Source organism: Plesiomonas sp. (assembly GCF_051652165.1).
In the GTDB taxonomy this organism is placed as follows: domain Bacteria; phylum Pseudomonadota; class Gammaproteobacteria; order Enterobacterales; family CAMTGL01; genus Plesiomonas.
This window is the reverse complement of the sequence record NZ_JBOFTR010000008.1, coordinates 128,807-153,154: the sequence shown is the minus strand read 5'-3', so window position 1 is coordinate 153,154 and position 24,348 is coordinate 128,807. Positions and strand designations below refer to the sequence as shown.

Annotated in this window: 17 protein-coding genes and 1 tRNA gene; 7 read left to right on the top strand and 11 right to left on the bottom strand. The window is 43.6% G+C overall.

The features are described 5' to 3' along the window. The 3 genes from ACRC53_RS07285 to mltA all read right to left on the bottom strand — a co-directional run. Window positions 1-258 (bottom strand): hypothetical protein (locus ACRC53_RS07285; RefSeq protein WP_438642826.1); only part of this gene is annotated, 258 nt, incomplete at its 3' end. After that, a complete protein-coding gene (gene tcdA, locus ACRC53_RS07280; RefSeq protein WP_438642825.1) occupies window positions 141-974 on the bottom strand; it encodes a tRNA cyclic N6-threonylcarbamoyladenosine(37) synthase TcdA in 834 nt (277 codons plus the stop codon). The genes tcdA and ACRC53_RS07285, both read right to left, overlap by 118 nt. Before the next feature lie 107 nt (window positions 975-1,081). Then, entirely contained in the window at window positions 1,082-2,191 is a 1,110-nt protein-coding gene (gene mltA, locus ACRC53_RS07275; RefSeq protein WP_438642824.1) for a murein transglycosylase A, read from the bottom strand. Between the two features lie 355 nt (window positions 2,192-2,546). Between mltA and ACRC53_RS07270 the strand changes: the two genes are divergently transcribed. The 7 genes from ACRC53_RS07270 (at window position 2,547) to argA (ending at window position 8,754) form a co-directional block, all read left to right on the top strand. Further along, complete coding sequence (locus ACRC53_RS07270) at window positions 2,547-2,780, top strand: hypothetical protein (RefSeq protein ID WP_438642823.1); 234 nt, start codon at window positions 2,547-2,549, stop codon at window positions 2,778-2,780. A gap of 104 nt (window positions 2,781-2,884) precedes the next feature. Beyond that, window positions 2,885-2,960 (top strand) — tRNA-Met (locus tag ACRC53_RS07265). Between the two features lie 589 nt (window positions 2,961-3,549). Continuing rightward, window positions 3,550-4,290: a nucleoside recognition domain-containing protein gene (locus tag ACRC53_RS07260; protein WP_438642822.1), complete on the top strand. Its 741-nt coding sequence runs from the start codon at window positions 3,550-3,552 to the stop codon at window positions 4,288-4,290. Between the two features lie 31 nt (window positions 4,291-4,321). Continuing rightward, window positions 4,322-4,783: a YjiG family protein gene (locus ACRC53_RS07255; protein ID WP_438642821.1), complete on the top strand. Its 462-nt coding sequence runs from the start codon at window positions 4,322-4,324 to the stop codon at window positions 4,781-4,783. A 28-nt stretch (window positions 4,784-4,811) separates the two neighbouring features. Beyond that, window positions 4,812-5,924, top strand: a complete 1,113-nt coding sequence (locus tag ACRC53_RS07250; RefSeq protein WP_438642820.1) for a M20 family metallopeptidase — start codon at window positions 4,812-4,814, stop codon at window positions 5,922-5,924. A 436-nt stretch (window positions 5,925-6,360) separates the two neighbouring features. Further along, window positions 6,361-6,693 (top strand): hypothetical protein, encoded by a 333-nt coding sequence (locus tag ACRC53_RS07245; RefSeq protein WP_438642819.1) that lies wholly within the window; start codon window positions 6,361-6,363, stop codon window positions 6,691-6,693. A gap of 732 nt (window positions 6,694-7,425) precedes the next feature. Further along, complete coding sequence (gene argA / locus ACRC53_RS07240) at window positions 7,426-8,754, top strand: amino-acid N-acetyltransferase (RefSeq protein WP_438642818.1); 1,329 nt, start codon at window positions 7,426-7,428, stop codon at window positions 8,752-8,754. Here the strand turns inward: argA and recD are convergent. The 8 genes from recD to ACRC53_RS07200 form a co-directional block, all read right to left on the bottom strand. Continuing rightward, complete coding sequence (recD, locus tag ACRC53_RS07235) at window positions 8,738-10,687, bottom strand: exodeoxyribonuclease V subunit alpha (RefSeq protein ID WP_438642833.1); 1,950 nt, start codon at window positions 10,685-10,687, stop codon at window positions 8,738-8,740. The two genes, argA and recD, sit on opposite strands and share 17 nt — an antisense overlap. Window positions 10,688-10,695: 8 nt before the next feature. Further along, window positions 10,696-14,577 carry an exodeoxyribonuclease V subunit beta gene (gene recB / locus ACRC53_RS07230; protein WP_438642817.1) on the bottom strand — a complete coding sequence of 1,294 codons (3,882 nt, stop codon included), beginning with the start codon at window positions 14,575-14,577 and terminating at the stop codon, window positions 10,696-10,698. 300 nt (window positions 14,578-14,877) lie between these two features. Continuing rightward, window positions 14,878-17,778: a pitrilysin gene (ptrA, locus tag ACRC53_RS07225; protein ID WP_438642816.1), complete on the bottom strand. Its 2,901-nt coding sequence runs from the start codon at window positions 17,776-17,778 to the stop codon at window positions 14,878-14,880. A 30-nt stretch (window positions 17,779-17,808) separates the two neighbouring features. Further along, window positions 17,809-21,204, bottom strand: coding sequence for an exodeoxyribonuclease V subunit gamma (gene recC, locus ACRC53_RS07220; protein WP_438642815.1), 3,396 nt, complete (start codon window positions 21,202-21,204; stop codon window positions 17,809-17,811). 93 nt (window positions 21,205-21,297) lie between these two features. Continuing rightward, window positions 21,298-21,762: a type IV pilus modification PilV family protein gene (locus ACRC53_RS07215; protein WP_438642814.1), complete on the bottom strand. Its 465-nt coding sequence runs from the start codon at window positions 21,760-21,762 to the stop codon at window positions 21,298-21,300. Continuing rightward, window positions 21,752-23,086 (bottom strand): hypothetical protein, encoded by a 1,335-nt coding sequence (locus ACRC53_RS07210; RefSeq protein WP_438642813.1) that lies wholly within the window; start codon window positions 23,084-23,086, stop codon window positions 21,752-21,754. Before ACRC53_RS07210 ends, ACRC53_RS07215 begins: the two co-directional genes overlap by 11 nt. Beyond that, window positions 23,079-23,801: a prepilin-type N-terminal cleavage/methylation domain-containing protein gene (locus ACRC53_RS07205; RefSeq protein ID WP_438642812.1), complete on the bottom strand. Its 723-nt coding sequence runs from the start codon at window positions 23,799-23,801 to the stop codon at window positions 23,079-23,081. Before ACRC53_RS07205 ends, ACRC53_RS07210 begins: the two co-directional genes overlap by 8 nt. Continuing rightward, a complete protein-coding gene (locus ACRC53_RS07200) occupies window positions 23,792-24,316 on the bottom strand; it encodes a pilus assembly FimT family protein (protein ID WP_438642811.1) in 525 nt (174 codons plus the stop codon). Before ACRC53_RS07200 ends, ACRC53_RS07205 begins: the two co-directional genes overlap by 10 nt. Between the last annotated feature and the right edge of the window lie 32 nt (window positions 24,317-24,348).

Sequence of the window (24,348 nt, the reverse complement as noted above, 5' to 3'; positions counted from 1 at the left end):
GATAGCGATAGCGATAGCGATAGCGATAGCGATAGCGATAGCGATAGCGATAGCGATAGCGATAGCGATAGCGATAGCGATAGCGATAGCGATAGCGATAGCGATAGCGATAGCGATAGCGATAGCGATAGCGATAAAGGCTACACCGCGGAAGGTTTCAATGCCGCCCTTGCCAGCAAACGCTGGATCACCCGCGACACGGCAATAAACCCAAAACTGGCCGTTACCATCGTCGCTGCGCCAAAACCTGATGCACAATCCATCCGCTTTGGCCCTTCGGCACTCTGTTTTACCGCGCAGGCCGAACCATCGGCTTGCGGATAGATCAAATGCTCAGTTGAGAACACACAATCAATGGCAAATTTACGCTTCGGATTCTTACTAAAATTGTACTCTTGGCGCAAAATAGTGCGCACCTTGGCCGCCAGCGGATCTTGAATCGTTTTGGTTAAATCAGCCACTTGAATTTGGGTCGGATCAATTTGACCACCCGCACCCCCAACCATAATCACCGGAATTTTGTTGCGTTTGCAATAGGCCAGCATCGCCGCTTTTGGGCGAACACTGTCAATTGCATCAATCACATAATCGTAACCACGGCTCAAATACTCCGCCTGATTATCAGGGGTAATAAAATCATCAATCAGCGTAATCTGGCACTCAGGGTTAATGGCTCGAATTCGCTCAGCCATCACCTCTATTTTAGCTTGCCCAACCGTACCGCTCATCGCATGGATCTGACGATTAATATTAGTGACACACACATCATCCATATCAATCAGGGTAATCGCACCAATCCCCGTGCGTGCCAAGGCCTCAGCCGCCCATGACCCTACTCCGCCAATACCAACCACACAAACATGAGCCGCACGCAGCACCTCCGTTTGTGAACGGCCATATAAGCGGGCAGTACCACCAAAACGCTGCTGATATTCAGCCGATGCGGTGGCTTGGGGAACGTGCTGCTCAGACATGAAAACGCCTCATTACTTGCCAATAGAACATCAAACAGAAAAAATAGGCCGCAAAAAAATAATGCGGCCAGCTATAACAATTTGGGATTTACAACAAATAATCTACATTAAAGCAGACCATCTTGCGGTGATTTTAACACCCACACACGGCCAAAATGTTGATAAAAACCGGCTTCTCTACCTGCTTTATTGCCGATACCGTGGTAAATATCAAAGTGATTTCCTTTCACGGCCCCCCCAACATCAAGGGCTAACATTAAGCGTAAATGGTGTTTTCCAGTCCATTCACCTTTATCGTTAAGCTCAGGCACTTCAGCTAACAGTACACTGCCTGCCGGAATCAAACGTTTATCAGCAGCAACAGAGGCTTTGGCCACCAGCGGAATACCACTTGCACCAACCACTGGTTTTGCAACGTGCGAGGCAAAATAAACGTATGAGCGATTTTGCTCAAACAGCTCACGAACTTGGGCTGGACTATGGGCATTGACCCAATCACTGATCGCCGCAAGTGACATCTTCTCACGCGGCACTTCACCCCGCTCAATGAGTACTTTGCCAATACTGGTATAGCTGTAACCATTTTTACCACTATAACCAAAATAGACTAACGGCTCACCGTTCTCAAAATCAACGTATCCACTGCCCTGCACTTCCATCATAAAATTATCTAATAAAGAAGCACTATAGGCAATTTCCAACCCTTTTCCTTTTAATGCACCGTTATAGATCTGCTCACGGGTAAAACGGGCATTCCCTTTTGGCAACTTATACAGTGGGAAACGGTAAATTCCATCAGGATGGTGACGCGCTTTGAGTACTGGCGTGTAGTAACCGGTAAACATCACATTACCGTAATTATCTCCTCCCGCCATTTGGTACGGCCGCACACCAAATTGTGCCAATTTTTTAGGATCTGCCCCTGCATTTAACCAACGGTAAAGGTTGGCATAAGTCTGTGCATTTTTGCGATGCAAAGAGGCTGAACCTGACTTAATATTTTCAACTTGGCGAGAGAAATCAACTGCATTAACCGGTTTTTGATTACTGTTAACTTGCTGAACAGGTAAAAGTGGTTGCGTAATGAATCCATCTTTATACTGCTGCCCACGTGTCAGCTTACTTTGCTCTGTTTGTGGTGTTTTGTGTGCACACCCTGCTAACCCTAGGGTTAAAATTGTCGCGCTCAGTACAGCACGTAACGAAAAACGCAGCACATGAAACTCCATGCTTAATAAAATAAAAAAAGAGTATATTGGATAAGAGGCAAAACATAGCAATTAACTGATAAATAAAATACTAAAATGAAGAAGCATGCCTTGCCATTTAAAATACGCGTTGACATAAAAAACAAAATCAATTGCAACAATCTAGAAAATCACTAATACCAAAATGCAATACTGCGCATACTCACTACTCGCAATAACATTAACATTGTGTTTGCAATGTATTCAGAACAATCACTTTATATTTCAGTAACATTTCTGTTGTGTTACTATTAAATTTATAAAATAAATATAATTTACAACAGTAACTCTATTAAACTCTATTAATTTGAGTAAGGATGCTCAGATGCCATTACACTACCAGCCCTTTAAAATCAGCTTACAAACACTGTGTAATACTCAATCTGTTGAATATCAGTGGATTCGACATCTCGACAGCGAAGGTTTACAAAAACAAGATATTGAATCTGCTATTTTACGCTGTTTAGGTGGCGATGAGCGCAGTGCTGAATTACTGCGAAAAGTAGCACTCGGCCAGTTAGAAACTGAACAACTGTTACACTACTTATCACCTTCTTAAGCATCATTGGTGGCAAACACCCTGTACTTTTCACCAACATTTTGGTTTTATTGCTAAAAAAGCTTGCATTAAATCACATTTGGCGTATTATTCATTTCATCAGACGCGGGGTGGAGCAGTTGGTAGCTCGTCGGGCTCATAACCCGAAGGTCGTTGGTTCAAGTCCAGCCCCCGCAACCAAATTTTTATTTATGTCTTAAACGTAAGTTTAAGACATAAATATAAAGAAGCCACCTAAGGGTGGTTTTTTTATATCTAAATGATATAATCTGTTATAGTTTAACTTTAAAATATCTATTCTGTATTTATCCTTTCTTTTCTACTTTTCCTATTTCAACACTTTTTTTATCTTAAAGCTTCTCAATATCCACTACTTTTAAGTTATTTTCTTTCCCATAGCTGCGCTCTCCGCTTTTTCCTCACACACATCTATTCACATAAAACATCATTAATACTTACATTTTTAAAACACAATAACACTAAAAATAAAACCTTTACCATACCAAAAATCCTACATATTGAGATATAAAGCATGACGCAGTTAAAACTTACGAATAGCCATACAATTTTACTTTTCATTACGTGATCGAAATCAATTTTTATCTTCTCCTGCTGCTTATCCTGCCTACTACCTTAATGCCGATGATCAGTGAGCACTGCACACCATGGCATTACGTTTTATGTTTGTAAGTCGTGTCATTTGCATACACGAGCTTCCCTGATAAAAAACGATTTTTATTTGATGATTACACCATTTTGGAGAGGGTTCATGACAACACCAACTGAACGCACCACCGAACAAAATCCCCCTGTACGTTGGGGCGCTTATGTTGCTTTGGTCTTTGCGCTGGTTTTCTTTTCTGGCGCAATGAAAAGTAGCGGATGGGAAGGTGTTTTTGATTTTACAACTCTAAATGGTGCATTCGGTAAAGTCATTACTGGCGTAAAACAAGTGGGTGACAGTGTACAAACCTCAACATCAACCCTGCGTGGTGCAGGCGGTGATGGGGCAATGGAGGGTTTTCTGTTTGCCTTTGGCCTGATCCCGACCGTTATGTTTGCACTGGGTGTTATCAACGTGCTTGAGCACTACGGCGCACTTGATGCCGCACGTAAGCTGCTTTCACCCCTGCTGCGCCCGCTGATGGGGGTTTCCGGTAATACCGGTCTGGCACTGATTGGTAGCCTGCAAAGCGCCGACGTTGGCGCTTCTCTTACCCGCTCTTTGGCTGATGACAAGCAAATTACCGAGCGCGAAAAAGATGTGTTTACCATGTTCCAGTTTTCCGCCGGCGCAATGCTGGTTAACTTCTTCTCTTCCGGTGCGGTGCTGTTCACACTCGCAGGCAGCGATGGCAATTTAGCCGTTCCAGCCTCTATCGGTACCTGTGTCGCGGTGATGTTTGTGATGAAAATTGTGGGTGCGAACCTGTTCCGTCTGTACCTAAGAGCAACAGAAGGGAACGACGATCAAGCACAACAGACCCCTTCAGCAACTCCACACGCATAAATCACTGGCCGATTACAAGAAGGATTAACCGATGAGCACACAAACTAAACCGATGATCACCGATATCTTCGTTGCCGGTGCACGTAAAGGCTGGAACATTGCCACCACCAGCACTGTTCCTAATATTTTGATGGCCTTTGTCATCATCAAAGTGCTGAAGATCTCCGGTGCGCTGGAGCTGATGGCCACCATTTTTGAACCTGTGATGGGCTTATTTGGCCTGCCGGGTGAAGCGGCTGCCGTACTGCTGGGTGGTTGGATGTCAATGGGTGGCGGTGTGGGTGTTGCCGTAAGCCTGTTCACTGACGGCACACTAACCGGAGAGCATCTGGCCATTTTAGCCCCTGCCATTTACCTGATGGGCTCACAAGTGCAGTACGCTGGCCGTATTCTGGGCGTTATCGGCACACGCGCCAAACTGATCCCTGTCATGATTGGAATTTCCGTACTCAATGCATTCGGTGCAATGCTGCTGATGCGTATCATTATCTAAATCGCAAGGGAAGTTGAGGACAATACGAATGCAACTCGAAGCCTATTTAGCAGAACTCAAACCACTGATTAATGTTGATTGTGGTACTAGCACCGTAGAAGGTGTTGCTGTTATCGCTGATATTATGGCGCAAAAATACCGCGATCTGGGTTGGAAAACCGAGGTAGTTAATCTGGGCACACAAGCTGGCCCAGGTGTCGTTGCCATGAACAAACCAGATGCTGACCAGTTTGATGTGGTACTGATTGGCCACATGGATACTGTGTTTCCAGTTGGCACTGCGGCCGAACGCCCGATGAGCACCGATGCGCAGCGTGTATACGGTCCAGGTGTTTCCGACATGAAATCAGGTTTACTCAATATCGTCTGGGCACTACGCCATTTAGATCAGGAGGCGTTAAACCGTCTCTCTATCTGCGTGATCATGAACCCTGACGAAGAGATCGGCTCAATTCACTCGCACGAGTGGATCGCATCACTGGCTAAAAAAGGCAAATGTGTACTAGTTGCCGAAGCTGCACGTGCTGATGGCTCGCTGGTAAAAGCGCGTAAGGGCATGGCGCGCTATAAAATGACCTTTAGCGGCAAAGCGGCTCATGCCGGTAATGAGCCGGAAAATGGCCGTTCATCCATCAGTGAAATGGCGCACTGGATCATTGCCATGAATGATCTGACTAACTTTGAATCGGGCACAACGCTCAATGTTGGCATCGTCAAAGGCGGAAATGGCGCAAACATCGTGCCTGATCATGCTGAACTGCTGGTTGATATTCGCTTTTGGGATAACGCCGAATACGCCGATGTGCACAACGAATTGATGATGCTGCAAAACAGCCCATTTATTGAGGGCGTAAATATTGTTATTGAGCGTGAAGCACATAAACCCGCGATGACACCGTCAACTCAAACTGAGCAATTAATGCGTCTTGTTGAACGCTGTGGCGTAGAAGAGAACATAGCCATTAGCTGGAAAGCGGTTGGCGGTGGCTCTGATGCTAATCTTACGGCATCATTGGGTATCCCGTCTCTGGATGGCTTTGGCCCTATCGGGGCAGGTTTTCATAGCCCAGATGAATATCTAGAGCTCGACTCAATTTTGCCACGGATACGCCTATTACAACGCGTACTGTGCAATTTATAATCCTCATCGTACTATTATCATCTCACAGGCAGTACACCATACGGTCTGTGAGGTGATTTGCTACACCGTATTACGCCCTCTCCTACCTATTTTCTCTATCGCCATTTCGCCTGCTACGCTTGTATTATGGTTTTCATCAAAACAGTCATAACCTGTTAACTCGGCTAAATATTCACTATTTTATTCTATTCATGACAGATAAAAATAAAATATAGGGATAAAATTAAGCATATTACGCTGAATATTGATGCAAATCACATTTGTAACCACAGCATGTGGCATGACGTAGATCACATAAACAGCAAAAAACAAATAAACACTTAAAATTCAACAGGTTAATGACGTAACAAAATCTTTCTATCCGTAACTAATTGCGATACAGTCAAATCTCTTCCCCACATAAATGCTATGGTGATGGCATACAGAGGTTGCAACGATGATGATGATTGTTTCAGGTATTATGTTTGTTCTGACAATGGCACTGTTTAGCAGTTATTTTATTCTCAATATCCGTCTATCACGCCAATGGAATAAGCTTCCGACTAAACAGGAATATCTGAAAACCCATCCTAGCTGTGAGTATTTTAATAAAGTAAAATGTAACCATTGCCACAGCCGTAATATTCATAATGTTGGCGTTGAACGCGCATACTCTTATCGCCGTCAGCATGTCTGCGGTAGTTGTGATAATGCACTCTTTCGCAGTGAATCTTACCAGTTTCCAGGGATCAGTAATATTTACCCATTTGCAAAAAATAACGGAATGTAATACCTGTGTTGTTCAATAAAAATAACAGTATAGGTTACAGCCATTAAGAACAAGAAAACACTATCGTCATATCCACCTGATTTTACTTTTAAAATTAGTCAATACTGAGCCACATAGCCAATATCTGTGTGGTTTTTTTTATTTACTCCGCACTGTTTATCCTCTTTTTATTTTCTACTTTAGTATTGATGTGTTTCGATTAACTCAAAAGCTTTTTTATTTGTATGATATTAATTTTTAGAATATTAATTCTATTATAAATAAATCTCTCTGATCTTCTTCCTCTTGCTACTCTTATCGTTTTCTCTATCTATAAACTCTTATTCATTTTTAAATGAGGTGTTACTCTTATTGAGAGAAATTAATGCATTAGAGTTCCATTCATATAAAGAGTAGTTGATATTCATTTAACAATAACACGCCACTTCCGCATACATTGTTTTTCTAAACTCATGGAGGGATAACACTGCTCTCAATTCCATTTCCCTATTTATCTATTTATCTATTTATCTATTTATCTATTTATCTATTTATCTATAGCGCATTTTAGATATTTTTTATTCTACTAACTGCCTATTTTGCAGACAATTATCCTTAATTAAAAAAAAATGTTGCAAATGCAACATTACTGGAATAAAAAAGCAAAATAAAAGAATAGTTATTCACAAAATAGCTATTATTAATCAAACAAGCACTCATCAAATCACCGTAAATTAAGTGAGGATACCTATATTGAAAGATCGCAGCATGGAGCTTGTTCATGGCTTTCGCCAATCAGCCCCGTATGTGAATGCACACCGTGGAAAGGTGTTTGTGATCATGCTCGATGGTGAAGTCGTCGAACACAGTAATTATAAAAATATTATCAGTGATCTTGGGTTGATGCACAGCCTAGGGATCAAGCTGGTCATCGTCTACGGTGCACGCCACCAGATAGATCGGCTGCATAGCCAACAGCAACACCCTTGCCGTTATCATAAGCAAATTCGGATCACCGATGCACGTAGCCTTGATCTGGTCAAACAGGCTGCTGGGCAACTGCAATTAGATATTACCGCCCGTTTATCAATGAGCCTATCAAATACACCAATGGCGGGTGCACACATTAATGTGGTTAGTGGCAATTTTGTGATTGCGCAACCACTCGGCGTTGATGACGGTACCGATTATTGCCACAGCGGGCGCATTCGCCGGATTGACGTTGAGGGGATTCGCCGCCAGCTCAATAACAACAGTGTCGTGCTACTTGGGCCAGTTGCTGTTTCAGTCACCGGCGAGAGTTTTAATCTGACCTCTGAAGAGATTGCTACCCAACTGGCGATTAAACTCGATGCCGATAAAATGCTGGGATTTTGTGCCGAACGTGGAGCGATAACCGCTGAAGGAGAGGTCATCTCTGAGTTGTTTCCCAGTGAAGCCTTAACACTGATCCAAGCGCAAGAGATGCAAGGTGATTACCATTCAGCTACTGTGCGTTTTTTACGTGCCGCGGTAACAACTTGCCGTGCTGGCGTAAAACGCTGCCATTTACTTAGTTATGTGGAAGACGGCGCTCTGTTGCAAGAGCTCTTCTCACGCGAAGGGATTGGCACACAAATTGTCATGGAAAGTGCCGAGCAGGTGCGTTCGGCGACCATTGATGATATTGGTGGTATTTTGGCATTGATCCGGCCACTCGAAGAGCAAGGTATTTTAGTACGCCGCTCACGTGAGCAGCTTGAAATTGAGATCAACCAGTTTACTTTAGTTGAGCGTGATGGGCTGGTCATTGCCTGCGCAGCACTCTACCCATTTACTGATGAGCAGATGGGCGAGATGGCGTGTGTTGCGGTTCATCCTGAATACCGCAACTCTTCGCGCGGTGATGTACTGCTCGATCGAGTATTAGTGCAAGCAAAGCGTTTGGGCTTAAAGCAGTTGTTTGTGCTGACGACCCGCAGTATTCATTGGTTTCAGGAGCGGGGTTTTAGCCCTGCTAATGTGGATGTATTACCAGAGAAAAAACAGGCGCTGTATAACTACCAGCGCCAGTCAAAAATCCTGATTACTGATGTGGTGTAGTTGTTTGCATAAGTCTATCGTGAAACCCACTGCGCCGGACTGTAGGGGTATTGATTGCCTGTTGCAATACATGCATATCGGTATACAACTCTAGCTGCTGTTTTGCGCGTGTAATGGCGGTATAGACCAGCTCGCGCGACAGCAGCGGGCTGTGTTTATCCGGCAAAACCAAAACAGTATGAGCAAACTCAGAACCCTGAGATTTGTGTACTGTCATCGCAAATACCGTTTCATGTGTTGGTAAGCGGCTAGTCAAGAATGATTTGATGTTACCATCGGGCATCTCAAAATAGACGCGAAAGCGGGTACGCCCTTGTTGATCCGTATCAGCCAATGTCATACCAATATCACCATTAAACAGCCCCAGCACACTGTCATTTTGCATGATCATAATCGGCCGACCCTCATACCAGCGGTTGCCATCATCGCGCTGAATTAATTTAGCCTGTTCCAGTTCACGTTCAATGGCGCTATTTAATCCACTAACACCAAATGGCCCTTCGCGTAATGCACAAAGTAACTGAAACCCTGCAAAAGTATGCAATATATCGCGTATTGGTAACCATTGATCATCAGACTCTCCTGCGCGTAATTGCTCTGCGCGCGAGCGTAGTTGCATTAAATAGCCTCGATAACCTTGTACACAACATTTTAACAGTGCGCTGTAATGCACTGTATCTAATGGATACTGCTGAATATCAGGGTATTGGCCATTAAACAAAATAGCCAGATTGCAGCTATCCCCCTGATTGACTTTCCCTGCCAGCACACCAATACCGGAGTGTTCATTAAATCGATAACTTTTGCGTAACAAACAGATCTGATTGCGCAAGGCATTGCCCTGGCCTTGCGCATAAGGGATCAGATCTGATCCGATCACGGCACTTAACCACTGCGCCTGATCGAGGCTGTAGCCTTGATCGGCCAGACGGCAGATATCCCCCAGCACTGCTCCCGCTTCTACCGAAGCCAATTGATGCCGATCGCCGAGTAATATCAACCGCGCATGGTCTGGTAACGCCTCAACCAGACGCGCCATCAGCGAAAGATCAACCATTGAGGCTTCATCCACTACCAGCAGATCAAGATGCAAACGGTTATCCTTATGGTATCGGTAGCGGCTGCTGTTTGGCTGTGCACCGAGTAAGCGGTGCAGCGTGCCAGCCTCGGTCGGGATTTTTTGCTGGATCTCGGCAGCAACCGGTAGTTTTTCACGAGCAGCACTGATTGATTCACTCAGACGAGCAGCCGCTTTTCCAGTTGGTGCAACCAGTTTAATGCGCAAAGAGGGGGGCTCTTGTTGCCATGCTTTTTGTTGCTGTAATTGGCGCTCTTGCAATAGCAATGCGGCTAACAAACGGGTCACTGTGGTGGTTTTCCCTGTTCCAGGGCCACCAGAAATTACTGATACACGGTGATTACAAGCAATGGCTGCCGCCACTTTCTGCCAGTTGACAGTGTCATCCTGCCCAAATAAGCGATCTAAAATCGCTTTTTGCGCCGTAATGTTGTCGGTTTGTGCCTGATCGCTTGCCGTAATCTGGTTTTCACTGTGTTGCAGATACTCAACAATCAGCCCTTCATCCTGCCATAAGCGGTGTAAATAGAGATAATTGCCGCTCAGTACGAGTGGTGTTGCGCAGCGTCCATCGCCTACCGCCATGCAGTGTTGTAACCTTGCCGGCCATTCAATAGTAGGAATACCTCCGGCACAGTGCCAGAGTGCGCGACTATCACGCAAGCCAAATAAACGGGTCGGGTTTAGCTGGCGCAAATCGAGGCAGACATGGCCATTACCGGCTTCGGCGCTGATCAACGCGGCAACCAAAGCGAGCAGTGGATCAGCATCATGCAGCGCCAGATAACGGGCAAACTGGTAATCTAACGGGCGGATAATTCGCTCACGGCTCAACTGCTGCAAATGAGCTAAAATACCGTGGTTCATGCCTGCACTCCCTCTACTGCATCCGCTATAGTAGCGTCTTTATCACCACTAAATAGCTGATCTAACTCCATAATCAGAGCTTTTTCAGGGCGCTGTGCATACACACCGTATTTAGGATCATAGCCATTCATTCCACGTAAAAAGAGGTAATACACACCACCAATATGACGATCATAATCATAATCTTTCAACCGTAGCTGCAAATAACGGTGTAATGCCAGTGTGTATAGCTGATATTGCAGATCATACCGGTGTTCAATCATGGCGCAAGTCATGGCCTGTTGATGGTAATGCTCTGCCGTATCCCCTAAATAATTCGATTTATAATCAAGAACATAAAATTTACCCTGATGGCTAAAGACTAAATCGATATAACCTTTCAAAATACCCTGCACCTCTGCAAAATTCAGGCGATGTGCAGCTTGCCGCGATAAAGCATCATAACGGCGGCACAGAGTGTCGAGTTTTTTTGCTTGCAACGGTGTGCGAATAGGCAAATGGAACTCAAGCTCAACGCAACGAGCATGGCGCGCAATCGCTGACAAGCGCAATACCGGCGGTGCAGTAGCCAAATCAGATTGGCAGTTTATCACTGCACAATGTTCAATTTCATGCTGTTGTCGCGATGCGTTGAGTGGGGTTTCCAGCACTTTGCTAACCCAGTCGTGCAGCACCGGTTGCCACGCCAGATCCAGCCCCTCCATCTCTAACAAGGTTTGTAACTGCTGTGGCCATTCCTGTTGATTAGCAAAATCGAGCGTTTCAAACAGGCTGTGTAAAAACGTGCCGGGGCGTGCTCCGCGTGGAAAAGTAAAGGGCGAGAGTATCGGTTCAGCCGGTATCGCTTCTTCAACAAATTCAGCAGCTTCAGCGATGTTCTCTGCACTGTTATCTGTACCGAGATCGGCATTCTGTAAATGAGGTTCGCTTGGATATTCGGCCAAATCTGTGCTGTCTGAATGGGAAAACGCTGCCTGCTCGGTATTGTCTGAACTGGCGATACTCTTTGTATCCCTTGCATTGTCTGAGCTGCCTAGCGGTTGTAACTGCTCTCCGGCAGCATCATGATCAAAGCGTGGCAGCCACTCGCTTGCATCTTGATGACGGCTCAAATTTGAGTAGCTCGTTACCCACCAGTTGCGTTCAATTCGCCCCTGAAACTCGCGCACCACGAGTGTGTTCTGGGGGGCTTTTACCGATGATAATGTACTGATCGCCTCCATATTTGGGGCGGTTAAGGCTATATCTTGGTTCGCTAATGTTGCACAAGCCATTTCAAGTAACGAAGCATCTCCAGCTTGCCCCTGTTGCAACAGATAACCTAACGCACTTAAGTGCAGATCGGTCTCTTTATTTTTGCTGTTTTCACTTTTACCGCGCCCAGCAGATAAGGGGGCGATTCCGATTTGACATTGATACACCGCACGGGTCAGTGCCACATAAATTAGGCGCACATCTTCAGCGAGCCGCTCGCGTTCGGCACGCCCTTTCGCCTCTTCTGAACCAGTTAAATCCAGCACGGCAGACAGGCTCTCATCGTGATAAAAATCGCCTTTTGCAGCCCGAAATGAGCAAGCAAACGGCAACCAGACCAGCGGATACTCCAACCCTTTCGATTTGTGGATGGTGACTATCTGCACTAGATTTTGATCACTTTCCAGACGCAGTTGTGGATCATCTCCACCACGCTGTGGCTGGTCAATTTGCCGTGCTAACCAACGCAATAGAGCATGCTCACTCTCTTGTTCGGCAGCCGCTTCTTGCAATAATTCACCAACATGCAACAAGTTTGTTAGTCGACGCTCACCTTCACTGCCAGCCAACAAGTTCTCAGCCAATTTTCGCTGTTGGATCAATTGGCGTAGCATCGGCAATACGCCATGTTTTAACCATTTTTGCCGATACTCTTCAAATTCGGCAACCGCCATCTCCCAGCGCCATTCATCACCATTGAGCAAATCAAGATCAGCTGCTGTCAGCCCTAGCAACGGTGTTGCCAGCCCCGCACGCAACAGGCGCTCTTGTCCTGGTAGCAAACACGCTTGCAGTACGCGTAACAGATCGCGTGCTTCTTGGCTGGAAAATACACTCTCCCGATTTGAGAGATACACAGATGCTACCCCGCGCATGCTCAATGCTTGGCGAATCAGTGCCGCTTCGCGCCCTGTACGTACTAATACTGCAATATCTTTTGCCACAACGGGCCGTAATTTTCCTGTTTTACCCAACAATGCTCTGCCTTCAATGCCAGCTTGCAACCAAGAGGCAATTGAATTAGCACAGGCTTCGGCCATCTGTTGCTGATAATCACTGTTATTAACGCGATCACCGCCCAGACAACAGAGCTGCATAGCAGGTTGCACTTCGCCTTGCAGCCAAAATTGCCGCTCTGCGGCATCAGGTGATGCAGCAACATCTAAAAACGGAATATCCTGCTCAAACAAGAAGGGGTTTATTGCATGTGAAAACAGCCGGTTTACTGCGTTAACCATACTGTGTGATGAACGCCAGTTGGTTTGCAATGTATAGTGAGCACTTACATTCCTTCTAGCCTCAATATAGGTAAAAATATCGGCTCCACGAAAAGCATAAATGGCTTGTTTAGGATCTCCAATCATCAACAAGCCAGTATCTTCTCTGCCACCATATAGCGTATGGAAAATGTGATACTGCTGTGGATCGGTATCTTGAAACTCATCAATCATCGCCAATGGATAACGCTGACGAATAGCATCACCAAGCAAACCAAGTGAATCATTTTTTAATGCTGATGAGAGATGTGAAAGCAAATCATCAAATGATAACTCAGCGCGCATTAATTTTTGCTGCTGCATCGCCAGACGCATCTCATATACGGCACTGTTGATTACTAAGTCGCGAAGAGTAAGTGAGTGTTCACAAAAAGCATCAATCTGACTAAAAATAGGTAGCGTAGGTGCAACCCCTTTACTGGTCAAATCTAACAATGTGCTTTGTTTAAAGCGAACAAGACAATCAGGATGCGTATAATTATCTGTTAGCTGCAGTGCCCATGTGGTTAATTCAGCAACCCATTTTGCGACCCAGTCTTTACGATAACGGTTTTTTGGGATACCCGAATCAGCAATATGCGCCTCAATATCAGGTGCAACCTCCCGCCATGCGCTTTTTAGTTCCGTAATTAACGCCATAATTTTCTGATGCCGAACCACCAGATCAGTATCACTCTCTTGGCGTTTTATTTTTGGCATCGGGCCACTTAAATAACGGCTCACTTCGTGTTTGAGTGCCTCTGGCGTTGCCCAGGTTTGGCTAATTACATTAGCCATATCAAGTGGTAATGGGTAGAAATTCCGCCGCCAGAAATCAAGTACCACTTGCTGAATTAGTGCACTCTCATCGGTCAGAAAGGTTTGTTCAAACAACGCGCCCGATTCAAACGCATTTTGCGTTAGCATACGCTGACAAAATCCGTGAATCGTATAAACCGCGGCTTCATCCATTTGTCGCTCGGCACTGAGCAGGATATTCGCTGCTTCTGGCCAATCGGTTAGCGAATCAATAATACCTGCCAGCAGTGGGTCAGTATGGTGTATCTCTTGCAATAAACGGGTAGCAATCAGCGGCTCTTGTACTAACTGCATGATAAAAATTCGCGCACCACGAATACGGGCACGGATCCTATCACGCAGCTCGGCGGTTGCTGCATCAGTAAACGTAACCACCAATATTTCATTAACTTGCAGACGGCGAGTAAAAGCCGCATCGTCTCCTAACCCCAGCAATAAGCGTAGATAGAGTGCAGCAATGGTGTAGGTTTTCCCTGTTCCTGCTGAGGCTTCGATCAGACGCTCACCAAATAGAGGTAAAGTCAGCGGATTGAGTATTTGCACGGTCATTCGGTGTTATCCCTACAGTATCCATCTTGCTATTACTTGGGTAAGTGAAAAGCAGTATTTATTATAAATACAACAAGTTATCAAATTATATCAGTTCAATATTGGTTCAGGCATCGCGGTATCGCATAAAATGTGAGTTCAGCGCATTATGATTCATGTCCACAAAAAAAGAGCCTGCATAATGCAGGCTCTTAACGATTTTAATCAGGTTGGCTATGCAGAGCATATACGGTAATGTCTTACGGTCATGCCTGATACTTTCAGATGTGTAAAAGGCTTATCGCGTCAGACCTTTTACTGCTAGTGATTACTTACTTTGTTTAATGCGCCTTGCAAAGCAGAAACTGAAGGTTGCGCACTCCACTGTGCAGGTTGTGCAAAACCGTCTTTCTCTTTACCACCTTGAACTTCTGATAATAGTGATAATCCTGTACCACGTATCACAGCGTCTTGATAAAAAGTAGTAACATCTTGCAAGCTCAAAGGCTCGATAGCACTGATAAGTTCACTACGCCCATTAAAGGCCGTATTTCCACGTGAAAAGTCTTTGCTAAAACGGGCCGCTTCTTCATCGAGTGTTTGCGGTGGCTGACGCAACTCGTTTAGTAATGCATTTTTAAACTGTGTAAATTCCGTCGCGGGCATTGTGGCTAAACGTTCAGCCGCTTGTTTATAAAATGCCTGATAGCGTGTATACAGATAAGCAGGCGTTTTATCTGGTGTTTGCAGCACAAAATTGAGCCCCCACTGTCTGCCTACAGGCATCGCATAGCTAAACAGTGCATATCCGAGTTGTTCTTGAGTACGCAATTGATTAAAGAACAACGGTTGTAAAATTTGCCCCAAAAGTACAGCGCGAGCTTGCCCTTCACGTTCGCCATACCCTAACGGAACATACAGTGCGGCCAGTGCGGAGTCAGAAGCACTGATTCGGCGATCAAAATAGCCATGGTGCGCCCGTTTAATAGCGACAGTGTCACCATACCAAGGTTTATCCCCTACAGTTTGTAATTGAGATTTAATTTGTTCAGCCAGATCACTGACTTGTGTTTGACTAAAGTTCCCCACTGCTAACAGTGCAGGCGTTGCCTGTTTTAGCAACTGTGTACGGTAGTTCAACAACTCTTCCAGTGTAATACTGTCAAGTAGAGCTAAACGCTCTGGGCGCTCAAAGTAAGGAACTGCAGAGAGTGACTGTAATGGCGTAACCGCTTGTTGATAAGCTCGTGCTTTATCTACAGATGCGAGGCGATCACGGTACCACGCTTTGGCCTGCACTAACTGAGCGGCTGTTGGGGTAAAATCACGATAGCCTTGTAGCAACGCTAACATCAGTTTTGGTAGATGTTGAGTAAAGCCACTGGCTGAGACTTGCAGCCCATTATCATTAGATGAATTAAAACCAATGCCACCAATACCCGCCTGATAACTAAGCTCATCAAGTGACAAGGATGCGAGATAATCTGTTAATGCAAATAACACCTGATTACGCGCAGTATTATCTGCATCAGGGTTACGCAGCGTCAGTGTCACCACCCCTTTGGGCTCATCCGCAAAAAGGGTACTTGGCATTAACCAAGCTTGTAGCGTTGGCTTGTTGATTACAACCTGTGGTTTACCGCGATTATCTGTTGCTTTTTGCAGTGTAAAATCATCAGGAATATAGGGGTTTAATGCGGGCAGTTTTAAATTCAGTGCCGTTCCCATTTGTTGCCAAGTAGCAAATTGTGCCGGAGTGATTTTATTGACTTGATAAGGTGCATCAACAAAATAGGCTTTTTTGTTGTGTGGCTCTTGCGGGCTAATAAACCAGATTCGTGCATGTTGTGCTGTCATCAATGCTAAACGTTGACGAATCGCTTCTGGATTATATTGATCAGCCAACATACCTGCATTGAGCACATTAGCCACAGGAACACGCAACATATTATCTGATAAGTCTTCCACATAACTCATATCACGGGTAACGGACTGATAGCGAAAACTCAATTTTAAAACATCGGCTATCTCATCAAAGTAGCTTTTTTGTACCCCTTTTTGTTCCAGTTCTCTGAGATAACGGAATACAGCGGCAATGATCTCATCACGGTGTGCCAGCCCTTTATCTGTTAATGAAATAAAGATCCCAAATGAGCCACCATTACGTGCTTGCATTGGATCAGCACTGCTTTGAATGCCATCGGCTAACCCTTGACGCAGTAACCAGTCAGCTAACGTTCCTGGGTTACGATTATCAATCATATATGCAATGTATGTGCTAACTTTACTGCGAAATGCACTGCTGTCATTAGGAATAGTAAACTCAATTTGCAACGCTTTTAATGGCTGTACCGGAACATAGTGAATAATAACGCCCTCTTCTTTAGGGGTTGTTATCGGTACAGTCACTTGTGGTGCAGTGATGTTGTGATTGGCTATTTTACCCAAACTCTGATCAGCCAGCTCTGCCATTTTATTCAGCGGCTGTGTTGAATACAGTACGGCTTGCATAATATTCGCTGAGTAATATTTATTGTAGAAATTGCGCAACGCAGTATGCAGTTTACTGTTCGGTTTATCTGACAGTGTTTCTAAATTCCCACCGGAAAAACGGGCAGACGGGTGTTTTGGGTTGATAGTCTCGGCATCAACTTCGCCTAAACGCATCCCATCGCGTGAACGCGCCATCACCATTTCAGCATTAACTGCGTGGCGCTCACGATCCCCATTTTTAGGATCAAGTAAGGGTTCAGCCAGTGCATCCGATAAACGATCAACGGCCTGATCAAAAGCACTGTTCTCCACCTCTAAATAGTAAGAGGTGCGATATGCTGCAGTACTGGCATTATGGCTGCCACCATTTTGATTGAGAAACAGCGCAAAACCATCTGGATCTGGATATTTTTTCGATCCCATTAAGATCATATGTTCTAAATAGTGGGCTAATCCAAGTTGTGTGTTCGGATTATCCATTGATCCTATGGGTAAGGTCACTGCAGCGAGTGATTTCGTAGCATGTGGATCAGAAACTAGCAGTACAGTCATACCATTAGCTAAGGTAATCGGCTGGTACTGACGAGTATCGCGCTCGCTCTTTTGTACCGGATCAGGTAATACCTGCCATGTTGACCATGAAAATGGGCTCCACAACAGAGGTACACTCACTATCAGTGTACAACATACCCGTACAATCCAACGTGTTGGTTGGTTATTTTGCCTCATCGGGCTCTCTCCCCTTAATAATATCTTTTGCTATGCCGTCAGATGACTCATAACCGGTAATAAATAGCGCGTTGCACACGCTTCAATATGCTGTAATGCCGTTGGATTTAACGTGCCAAACAAGCGTTGTAGATACAAATCATCACCTTCACCATTACGATTAAACCCACCTTGATAACACTCTAACAAAGCTTTGCGCGCTTTTTGTTGGCTTAACTCATCAGTCAATAGTTGCCCATTATCATGGCACTTACTCAACCATGCCCAACCACTTTTTGGCAGTAGCATCAACGGTGTTTGTAATCCGCTACAATAACCTTGTGCTAACTCAAGCAAATAGCGGGTAGCAACCTCTGCTTCTAAAGGGGCAAACTTAAACATACTGTTACGCCCTAACATACAGCTGTATCCTGCTTTTACCTGATATTGTGCCATCACGTTGCAATAGACCAGATGTTCAATCCAAAGGTTCAAGGCATCTACCGCGTTTAAAGTGCCAGGTCTCCAACGTAACAAACCATCATCTTGCACCCCCGTTAACCACCCTGTTAGGTGTAAAGTGCCAAAATGCAAATCCACCTCAATATCGGCAACTGTTTGTTGCTGCTCTCTGATTTGGCTACTTAAAACCTGCATTTCACCCAGTTGCCGTTGCCATACCAATTCACCAAAACGCCCATACGGTAAACGCCCTTCGGCTTGAATCTGTGCCAAAAATGGCTCTAATGGTTCTTGCTTTAGTAAGGTATTTAAAAGTTGCTGATCAATGCTATAACGCGCTAATCCATCTAAATCAAACAGTTCTTCATCAGGTACTCCAGTAGCAGGTGTTTCAAAATTAACGCGTAAACGCTGATGAAAAAATGAACGAATAGGATGGCGATAAAAATGCCACAACGAAGCTAACTCAATGTCAGTGATAGTGTCTGATGCTCGCAATGGTGCTGACCAAAACGCGGGAATTTCACGACCTTCTCGTCGAGCAGCTGGTAACCACTCATGCGCATAACTAAAACAAACTGACTCTGGAAGAAAGTTCTGTTCACTAAAAGGGTTAAGCGTTTGTTCTATGACTAAATGTGCCTGTAAATGCTGTTCTGCGGCAGCATTAAGTTGTAACAATTCCTGAGCATTTTTTGCTATCGCATCTGCCGATGGATTATCTCCTAAAGCTTGATGCAACACGGTTAATTTTTGGGCATCTTCCGGTAAAATCTGGCTCTGACAAAGATAATCGAGCAACTCACTGACCAAAACCGACGGAATACGCACACTATTATCCTGCACCGAACGCCCAACATAACTGATATAGAGCCGCTCTTGTGCTGACAACAGTGCCTCTAAGAATAAATAACGATCATCATCACGTCGTGAACGATCACCACGCCGTGCGCGTGTTCCAGCCATAAGATCAAAACCTAAAGGCGGCAATGTGCGCGGATACACACCATCATTCATACCAAGTAAACACACGACCCGAAAAGGGATAGAGCGCATTGGCATCAGCGTACAAAAATTGACTTGTCCGGCCAAAAAACGCTGGCTAATTCGCTCATTATCTAATGCACTGCTTAGGCTATCTCGCAATACTGCTAACGATAATGGTGAGTTAAATTGCGCAGCCTTTGCTTGTTCAACTAAACGCTGAATCTGCTTATCAATCAGTGCCAATACCGCTTCGGTTTCACTGTCAGCCACAAAAAGTTGGCTGAGTAATTCCCGTAACTGTAATGACCACTCTGATAAGGTGTAAGTTTGGCTCAGTACTGCACGCCAATGAGCCAGAATTTCAAGCAGATCAGCAAGCTGGCCAACTAGACTTGCCTGTAAGCCAGAGACCTCATCATACGGTAGACGCTGATCATACAACCCCGTTTCGGTGCGCATAGCATAACCGAGCAGCATGCGCTCAACCCCAAAGCGCCACGAATGATTACCCTGTGTCGGTAGCCCCAACTCTGCAATAGCTTGATCGTCTAGCCCCCAGCGAATGCCGGAATCCTCAACCCAGCGGCGCAGCAGCACCAGCCCCTCTTCATTAATGGCAAACTTTTGGGCCAGTGCCGGTACTTCCAGCAAAGCCAAAATATCTTCGGCCACAAAACGGCTTTGCGGCAAACTCAGCAGCGTCAAAAAGGCTTGTAAAATGGGGTGAGCCTGACTAGCACTGCGATCTGAAATTGAAAATGGGATAAAACAATTATCACGGGTACGAGAGAACACAGCCTGAATATAGGGGCTATAACGGTTGATATCAGCCACCATCACCAAAATATCCCGTGGAGTCAGTGTAGGATCATCGGCCAACATGCTGAGTAGTTGATCATGCAGTACTTCAACTTCTCGCATCGGGCTGTGACAAGCATGAAAGACAATGGAGCGATCTGCTGTGTCAATCTCATGGCGAACCTGGCGCTGACTTGGCATCAGTACGGTACTATCTTCAAGTAGCAAAATATCAGCTTGCACACGGTGCAGCAGTGAATCAGGTGTAAGGTCCACAAACGCATCAATATCATTGGGTGCAAGTTGTGCGAGCAGATAAAGGTTATCGCGCCCCAGCTTGCCCATAGAGGCCAGTAGCGGATTACCGCTTGATTCTGGTGCAGTAACGTGTGCACCTAATTGCCCATTGAGCGTTAACCAACGTTTCGTTATCTGTTTTTGGTCTTGAATATCCCCCCAATAGTAACGGCATGGGTTAGTAAACATCAGGTGCACATCACAATGACGTGACAGCGCATTCAAGGCCTCTAAATAAATCGGCGGTAACGCTGAAATACCAAAAATAAATAGCCGTGGGGGGATACCCACAGGGCGGGTAGTCGCCTGCTCTAAATGTTGAATAAAATGTTGATATAAATTGGCTCTGTGCCACTGAGGTTGTTCAAGTTTTTCTGTAAAGCTGACCAGCTCGCGCCATAACACAGCTTGCCATGGGTGTTCTCCGGCTAATTCATCAGGAGTATCGTCCTGCTCCCACGCTTGAATCCACTCAGGCCGATAAACCAGATATTGGTCAAAAAGGTCTGCTACCCTAGCCGCTAACTGAAACGTTTTGCGCTGATTATCATCCTCACTGAGATATCCTTGTAATACAGCAAACTCTTCGCGTTCTAATAACGCAGGCAATAGCGTCATTAGCTTCCATGTCATTGCATCTTTACTAAATGCACTCTGTTTAGGAATATTTGGCAATACACAGATAAACATATCCCAAATAAAAGTCGCAGGCAGGGGAAAGGCCAAATTTGCGGCAATACCAAACTCTTCGGCAAGTTGTAAACGCAACCATTGTGCCATACCAGGGCTTTGTACCAAGATAACATCAGATTCAAAGGGATCATCGAGCGGATCGATTCGCATTAACTGACACAGCAGTGATTTTAAAATATCGAGCTGATTTGAATGGTAAACAGTAAGCACAGCGATCCCTCATCTCTTAAGCGATAACGCAAATTGTCAGTTATCGTAAGGGGGGATGCAAATAAAATTGCAAATATAGCTATTTAATGTTTATTAATTGACACCATACTTATAATTTAAATCCGCGAGCAATCTCGAAAGAGATGCCTTTCTCACACGCTCTCCTGCCGGACAGGAAGTGTCATTCAATATGCACTGTGAAACATTCACATTGATTTTCTTAGCTTGAATATCAATGTTTTTTTTCGTATCAGCGGGGTCAGGATAGCTATCAATTGTAATTAACTGAGGTTTTACCACCTCAACAAAATACTTAACTCCATTTGTAATAACGAACTCATTAGATCCCACAATGGTATTAAATTCATTGCCGGATCGCATTCGGCTAATCGTTTCTAATTTTGTATTAGCAATACGATATGCCTCTAATCTCATGGCTGTGTCAGAATAAGAATTAAAATAACTCTTTTGCAATGAAACTAAGGCCAGTGATGTTATTGATATAATCAGCATAGATATCAATACTTCAATCAATCCAAACCCTCTATTAATAGTCACTCCACGCTCCGATTTTGATTGATTGAGATTTTAGTTTATCATTCATATCATTAAGCAACTTTGAATCATATGTTAATTTAAATGAGGATTCAAACCATGCTAAACTCTCACTGTCTAATACTAATGTACCGACCAACTGTACCGTATTCATTGCCTGAAACTTTAGATTCACCTTTGAGTTTTTGACACTATCAATAAACGAAATCATTCCTCTTGCAGGCCCACCACCATTAGTGTAAATAGTCAATCCATTTGCTATAATATAGTTATATGCAGCCGATCCCTCTTTTGGCAAACCGGTTAAATTAATAACAATATTCATTGGTTTATCTGTATAAACCAATGGGCCATCAAGATAACATCCCCAAACTGAAGGATCACTTGTACCGATATAAGGAAAAACTTTAAATTCATGGATTGAAGACCCATCTAAATCCAACCAAACATGATTTTCTAATTTTCCTTTTTCTTTTGCATTTTTCATTTGAGATATCATAGATTGACACTGTTTTGATCCATCAGGCTGCACAGTTTTTATATCTAAGAATTTTCCCCTAGAGTCCATAAACTCCTTCCCCAAATATTCTGATGAGGCTTTATTTTTGTAAGTAATATTACTATTTTGGTTAAACCCCTCAGACTCATCCACAGCTTTAGGTGTTGAGTTCACATTTATTTTATTCCCTGATGAAATTGGCACCCAATCATAAACAGGCCTTTTGCTTCCTTGGTGACTATCAAAGTAAAGCTGTCCTCCAGTCTCTATGCTGCCGCCATTTTTACTTTCATTAGCAATATCAAAGTATGTATTACCTACAACCCTCACATCTCCTGTAGACACAATCGCTGAACGGGGTATTTTTTTCATCCCCCCACTTTTGTGGTAAATATTTTTTACTATTGACTTAAAGCCACCAGAAACACCTTCAGACTGAATAGTAAAAAAACCCAATTCATTGTGCTCTACCTGTGAAGAAAAATTAAAGTCTGCATGACTAAAAGTAGCAATACCACTACAGGTTGCTTTACTTTCTGATTCACTCAATTTACTTGTTGTACAAAAGCAGTTACTATTAAATGTACCATTTTTATTTATCTCTTCACTTCCTTTTAAGCAAGGCAACCGGCTACTATTTTCAGTAATTGTTTTTAGTGTGTACATCATTCCTGAATGTGCAGCATTGTATGCTTCATAATGTAATATTTCATCCTGTGTTTTTTTAGTTTCAATGAAGATATCTTTTCCAAGATAAAATACTGTAATAACAGAAATGATACTAATCATGAGTGTAATCGTTAAAGTAGCAAAGCCGCGCTTATTCATAGCTTAAATTCTCCAGAGTTATACCCATTGACATAACACGCTCAATTGCTGTATTACTCCGCATAGAGGCCTTTATCTCTATATCCATTGAGGGTATATAGGCTTTACTCATTTGATCAGCTAAAACAACTTCAGTGTGTTTTATATTTTTTATTTTAAAGTCCGTAACCTTTATCCTTTTTCCATCAAACATTGAGCTCCAATTTTTATTATCACACGAATTTGCAAAACTCATTGATGCATCAATGTTTTTATTATCAATATCAAATTTATAACCAAATGTTTCATTATTTTCATTCTGAGAAGCTTGAGAGGTGAATGCAGAACATGATGTATTAGTCGTTATATTATTATCACCAATACAACCATTATTATCTAAATCATAAAAAAACAAAATACAACCACCTGTAGCATCAACAGAAAAAGGAGACTTTTTATAAATCATGCCATTATTTTCATATTGATAGTAAAATGTACTATGATTTCCATCTACCATATTTCGCTTATAAAAGTTAATATACCCTGCACGTTTAATATCTTTTGTTATCAGTGATAAAACACGGTTCATCTCACTTTCTAAGTATCTAGTATCTTGTAGGGTTTTAATAGCAATGCTTGACTTAACATAAACATCACCAACTAATAAAATGAGAGCACTACCAATGACCATGGCTATTAATAGTTCAACAAGACTGTAGCCTTTTCTTAAGAACATTTTTGATACCCACCTACGCCATCATCAGAACAAAGGCTAAGTCTTCCCATATTTGATATTTTAATCTTAATTTGAGCATGGTTGTTTGATAAAATAATATTACCACTACTCGATGTACTTCTTTTCCCATCAAAAGAGAAATCTTGACTCCCTTTTCCATTTAGAAAATTGTTTATTGTGATATCAACGCCTCTATCATCAGCATGATAAAAAACAAGATCATTAACAGTACATTCATTATAGTTTGTCAAACAATTACATTTACTTATTTTATCTGTAGCACCAACACACCAATCGGGTGAGTTATTACTTTTATAGAGTGAGAAATATATTTTTTTATTACTTCTAACTGCAGATATTTTGGCTCTTTCAATAAATGATATTAACACAGAGGCTTGGTCATTTAATATTCTATTATCTTTTAATTGCTGATATGAAGGCACAGCAACCCCCATTAAAATGGTTGCTACCACTATAGTGATCAACAATTCAATTAAAGTCAGCCCTTTTTGCATGACTCTCTCCTTCTTATTCGCTACTATTATGA

What these genes read in the sequence shown, in the direction of transcription:
- ACRC53_RS07270 (WP_438642823.1), top strand. Translation starts at nt 2,547, where the DNA reads ATGCCATTACACTACCAGCCCTTTAAAATCAGCTTACAAACACTGTGT.
- ACRC53_RS07260 (WP_438642822.1), top strand. Translation starts at nt 3,550, where the DNA reads ATGACAACACCAACTGAACGCACCACCGAACAAAATCCCCCTGTACGT.
- ACRC53_RS07205 (WP_438642812.1), bottom strand. Translation starts at nt 23,801, where the DNA reads ATGTTCTTAAGAAAAGGCTACAGTCTTGTTGAACTATTAATAGCCATG.
- ACRC53_RS07250 (WP_438642820.1), top strand. Translation starts at nt 4,812, where the DNA reads ATGCAACTCGAAGCCTATTTAGCAGAACTCAAACCACTGATTAATGTT.
- ACRC53_RS07210 (WP_438642813.1), bottom strand. Translation starts at nt 23,086, where the DNA reads ATGAATAAGCGCGGCTTTGCTACTTTAACGATTACACTCATGATTAGT.
- recB (WP_438642817.1), bottom strand. Translation starts at nt 14,577, where the DNA reads ATGACCGTGCAAATACTCAATCCGCTGACTTTACCTCTATTTGGTGAG.
- ACRC53_RS07200 (WP_438642811.1), bottom strand. Translation starts at nt 24,316, where the DNA reads ATGCAAAAAGGGCTGACTTTAATTGAATTGTTGATCACTATAGTGGTA.
- ptrA (WP_438642816.1), bottom strand. Translation starts at nt 17,778, where the DNA reads ATGAGGCAAAATAACCAACCAACACGTTGGATTGTACGGGTATGTTGT.
- tcdA (WP_438642825.1), bottom strand. Translation starts at nt 974, where the DNA reads ATGTCTGAGCAGCACGTTCCCCAAGCCACCGCATCGGCTGAATATCAG.
- ACRC53_RS07245 (WP_438642819.1), top strand. Translation starts at nt 6,361, where the DNA reads ATGATGATGATTGTTTCAGGTATTATGTTTGTTCTGACAATGGCACTG.
- ACRC53_RS07255 (WP_438642821.1), top strand. Translation starts at nt 4,322, where the DNA reads ATGAGCACACAAACTAAACCGATGATCACCGATATCTTCGTTGCCGGT.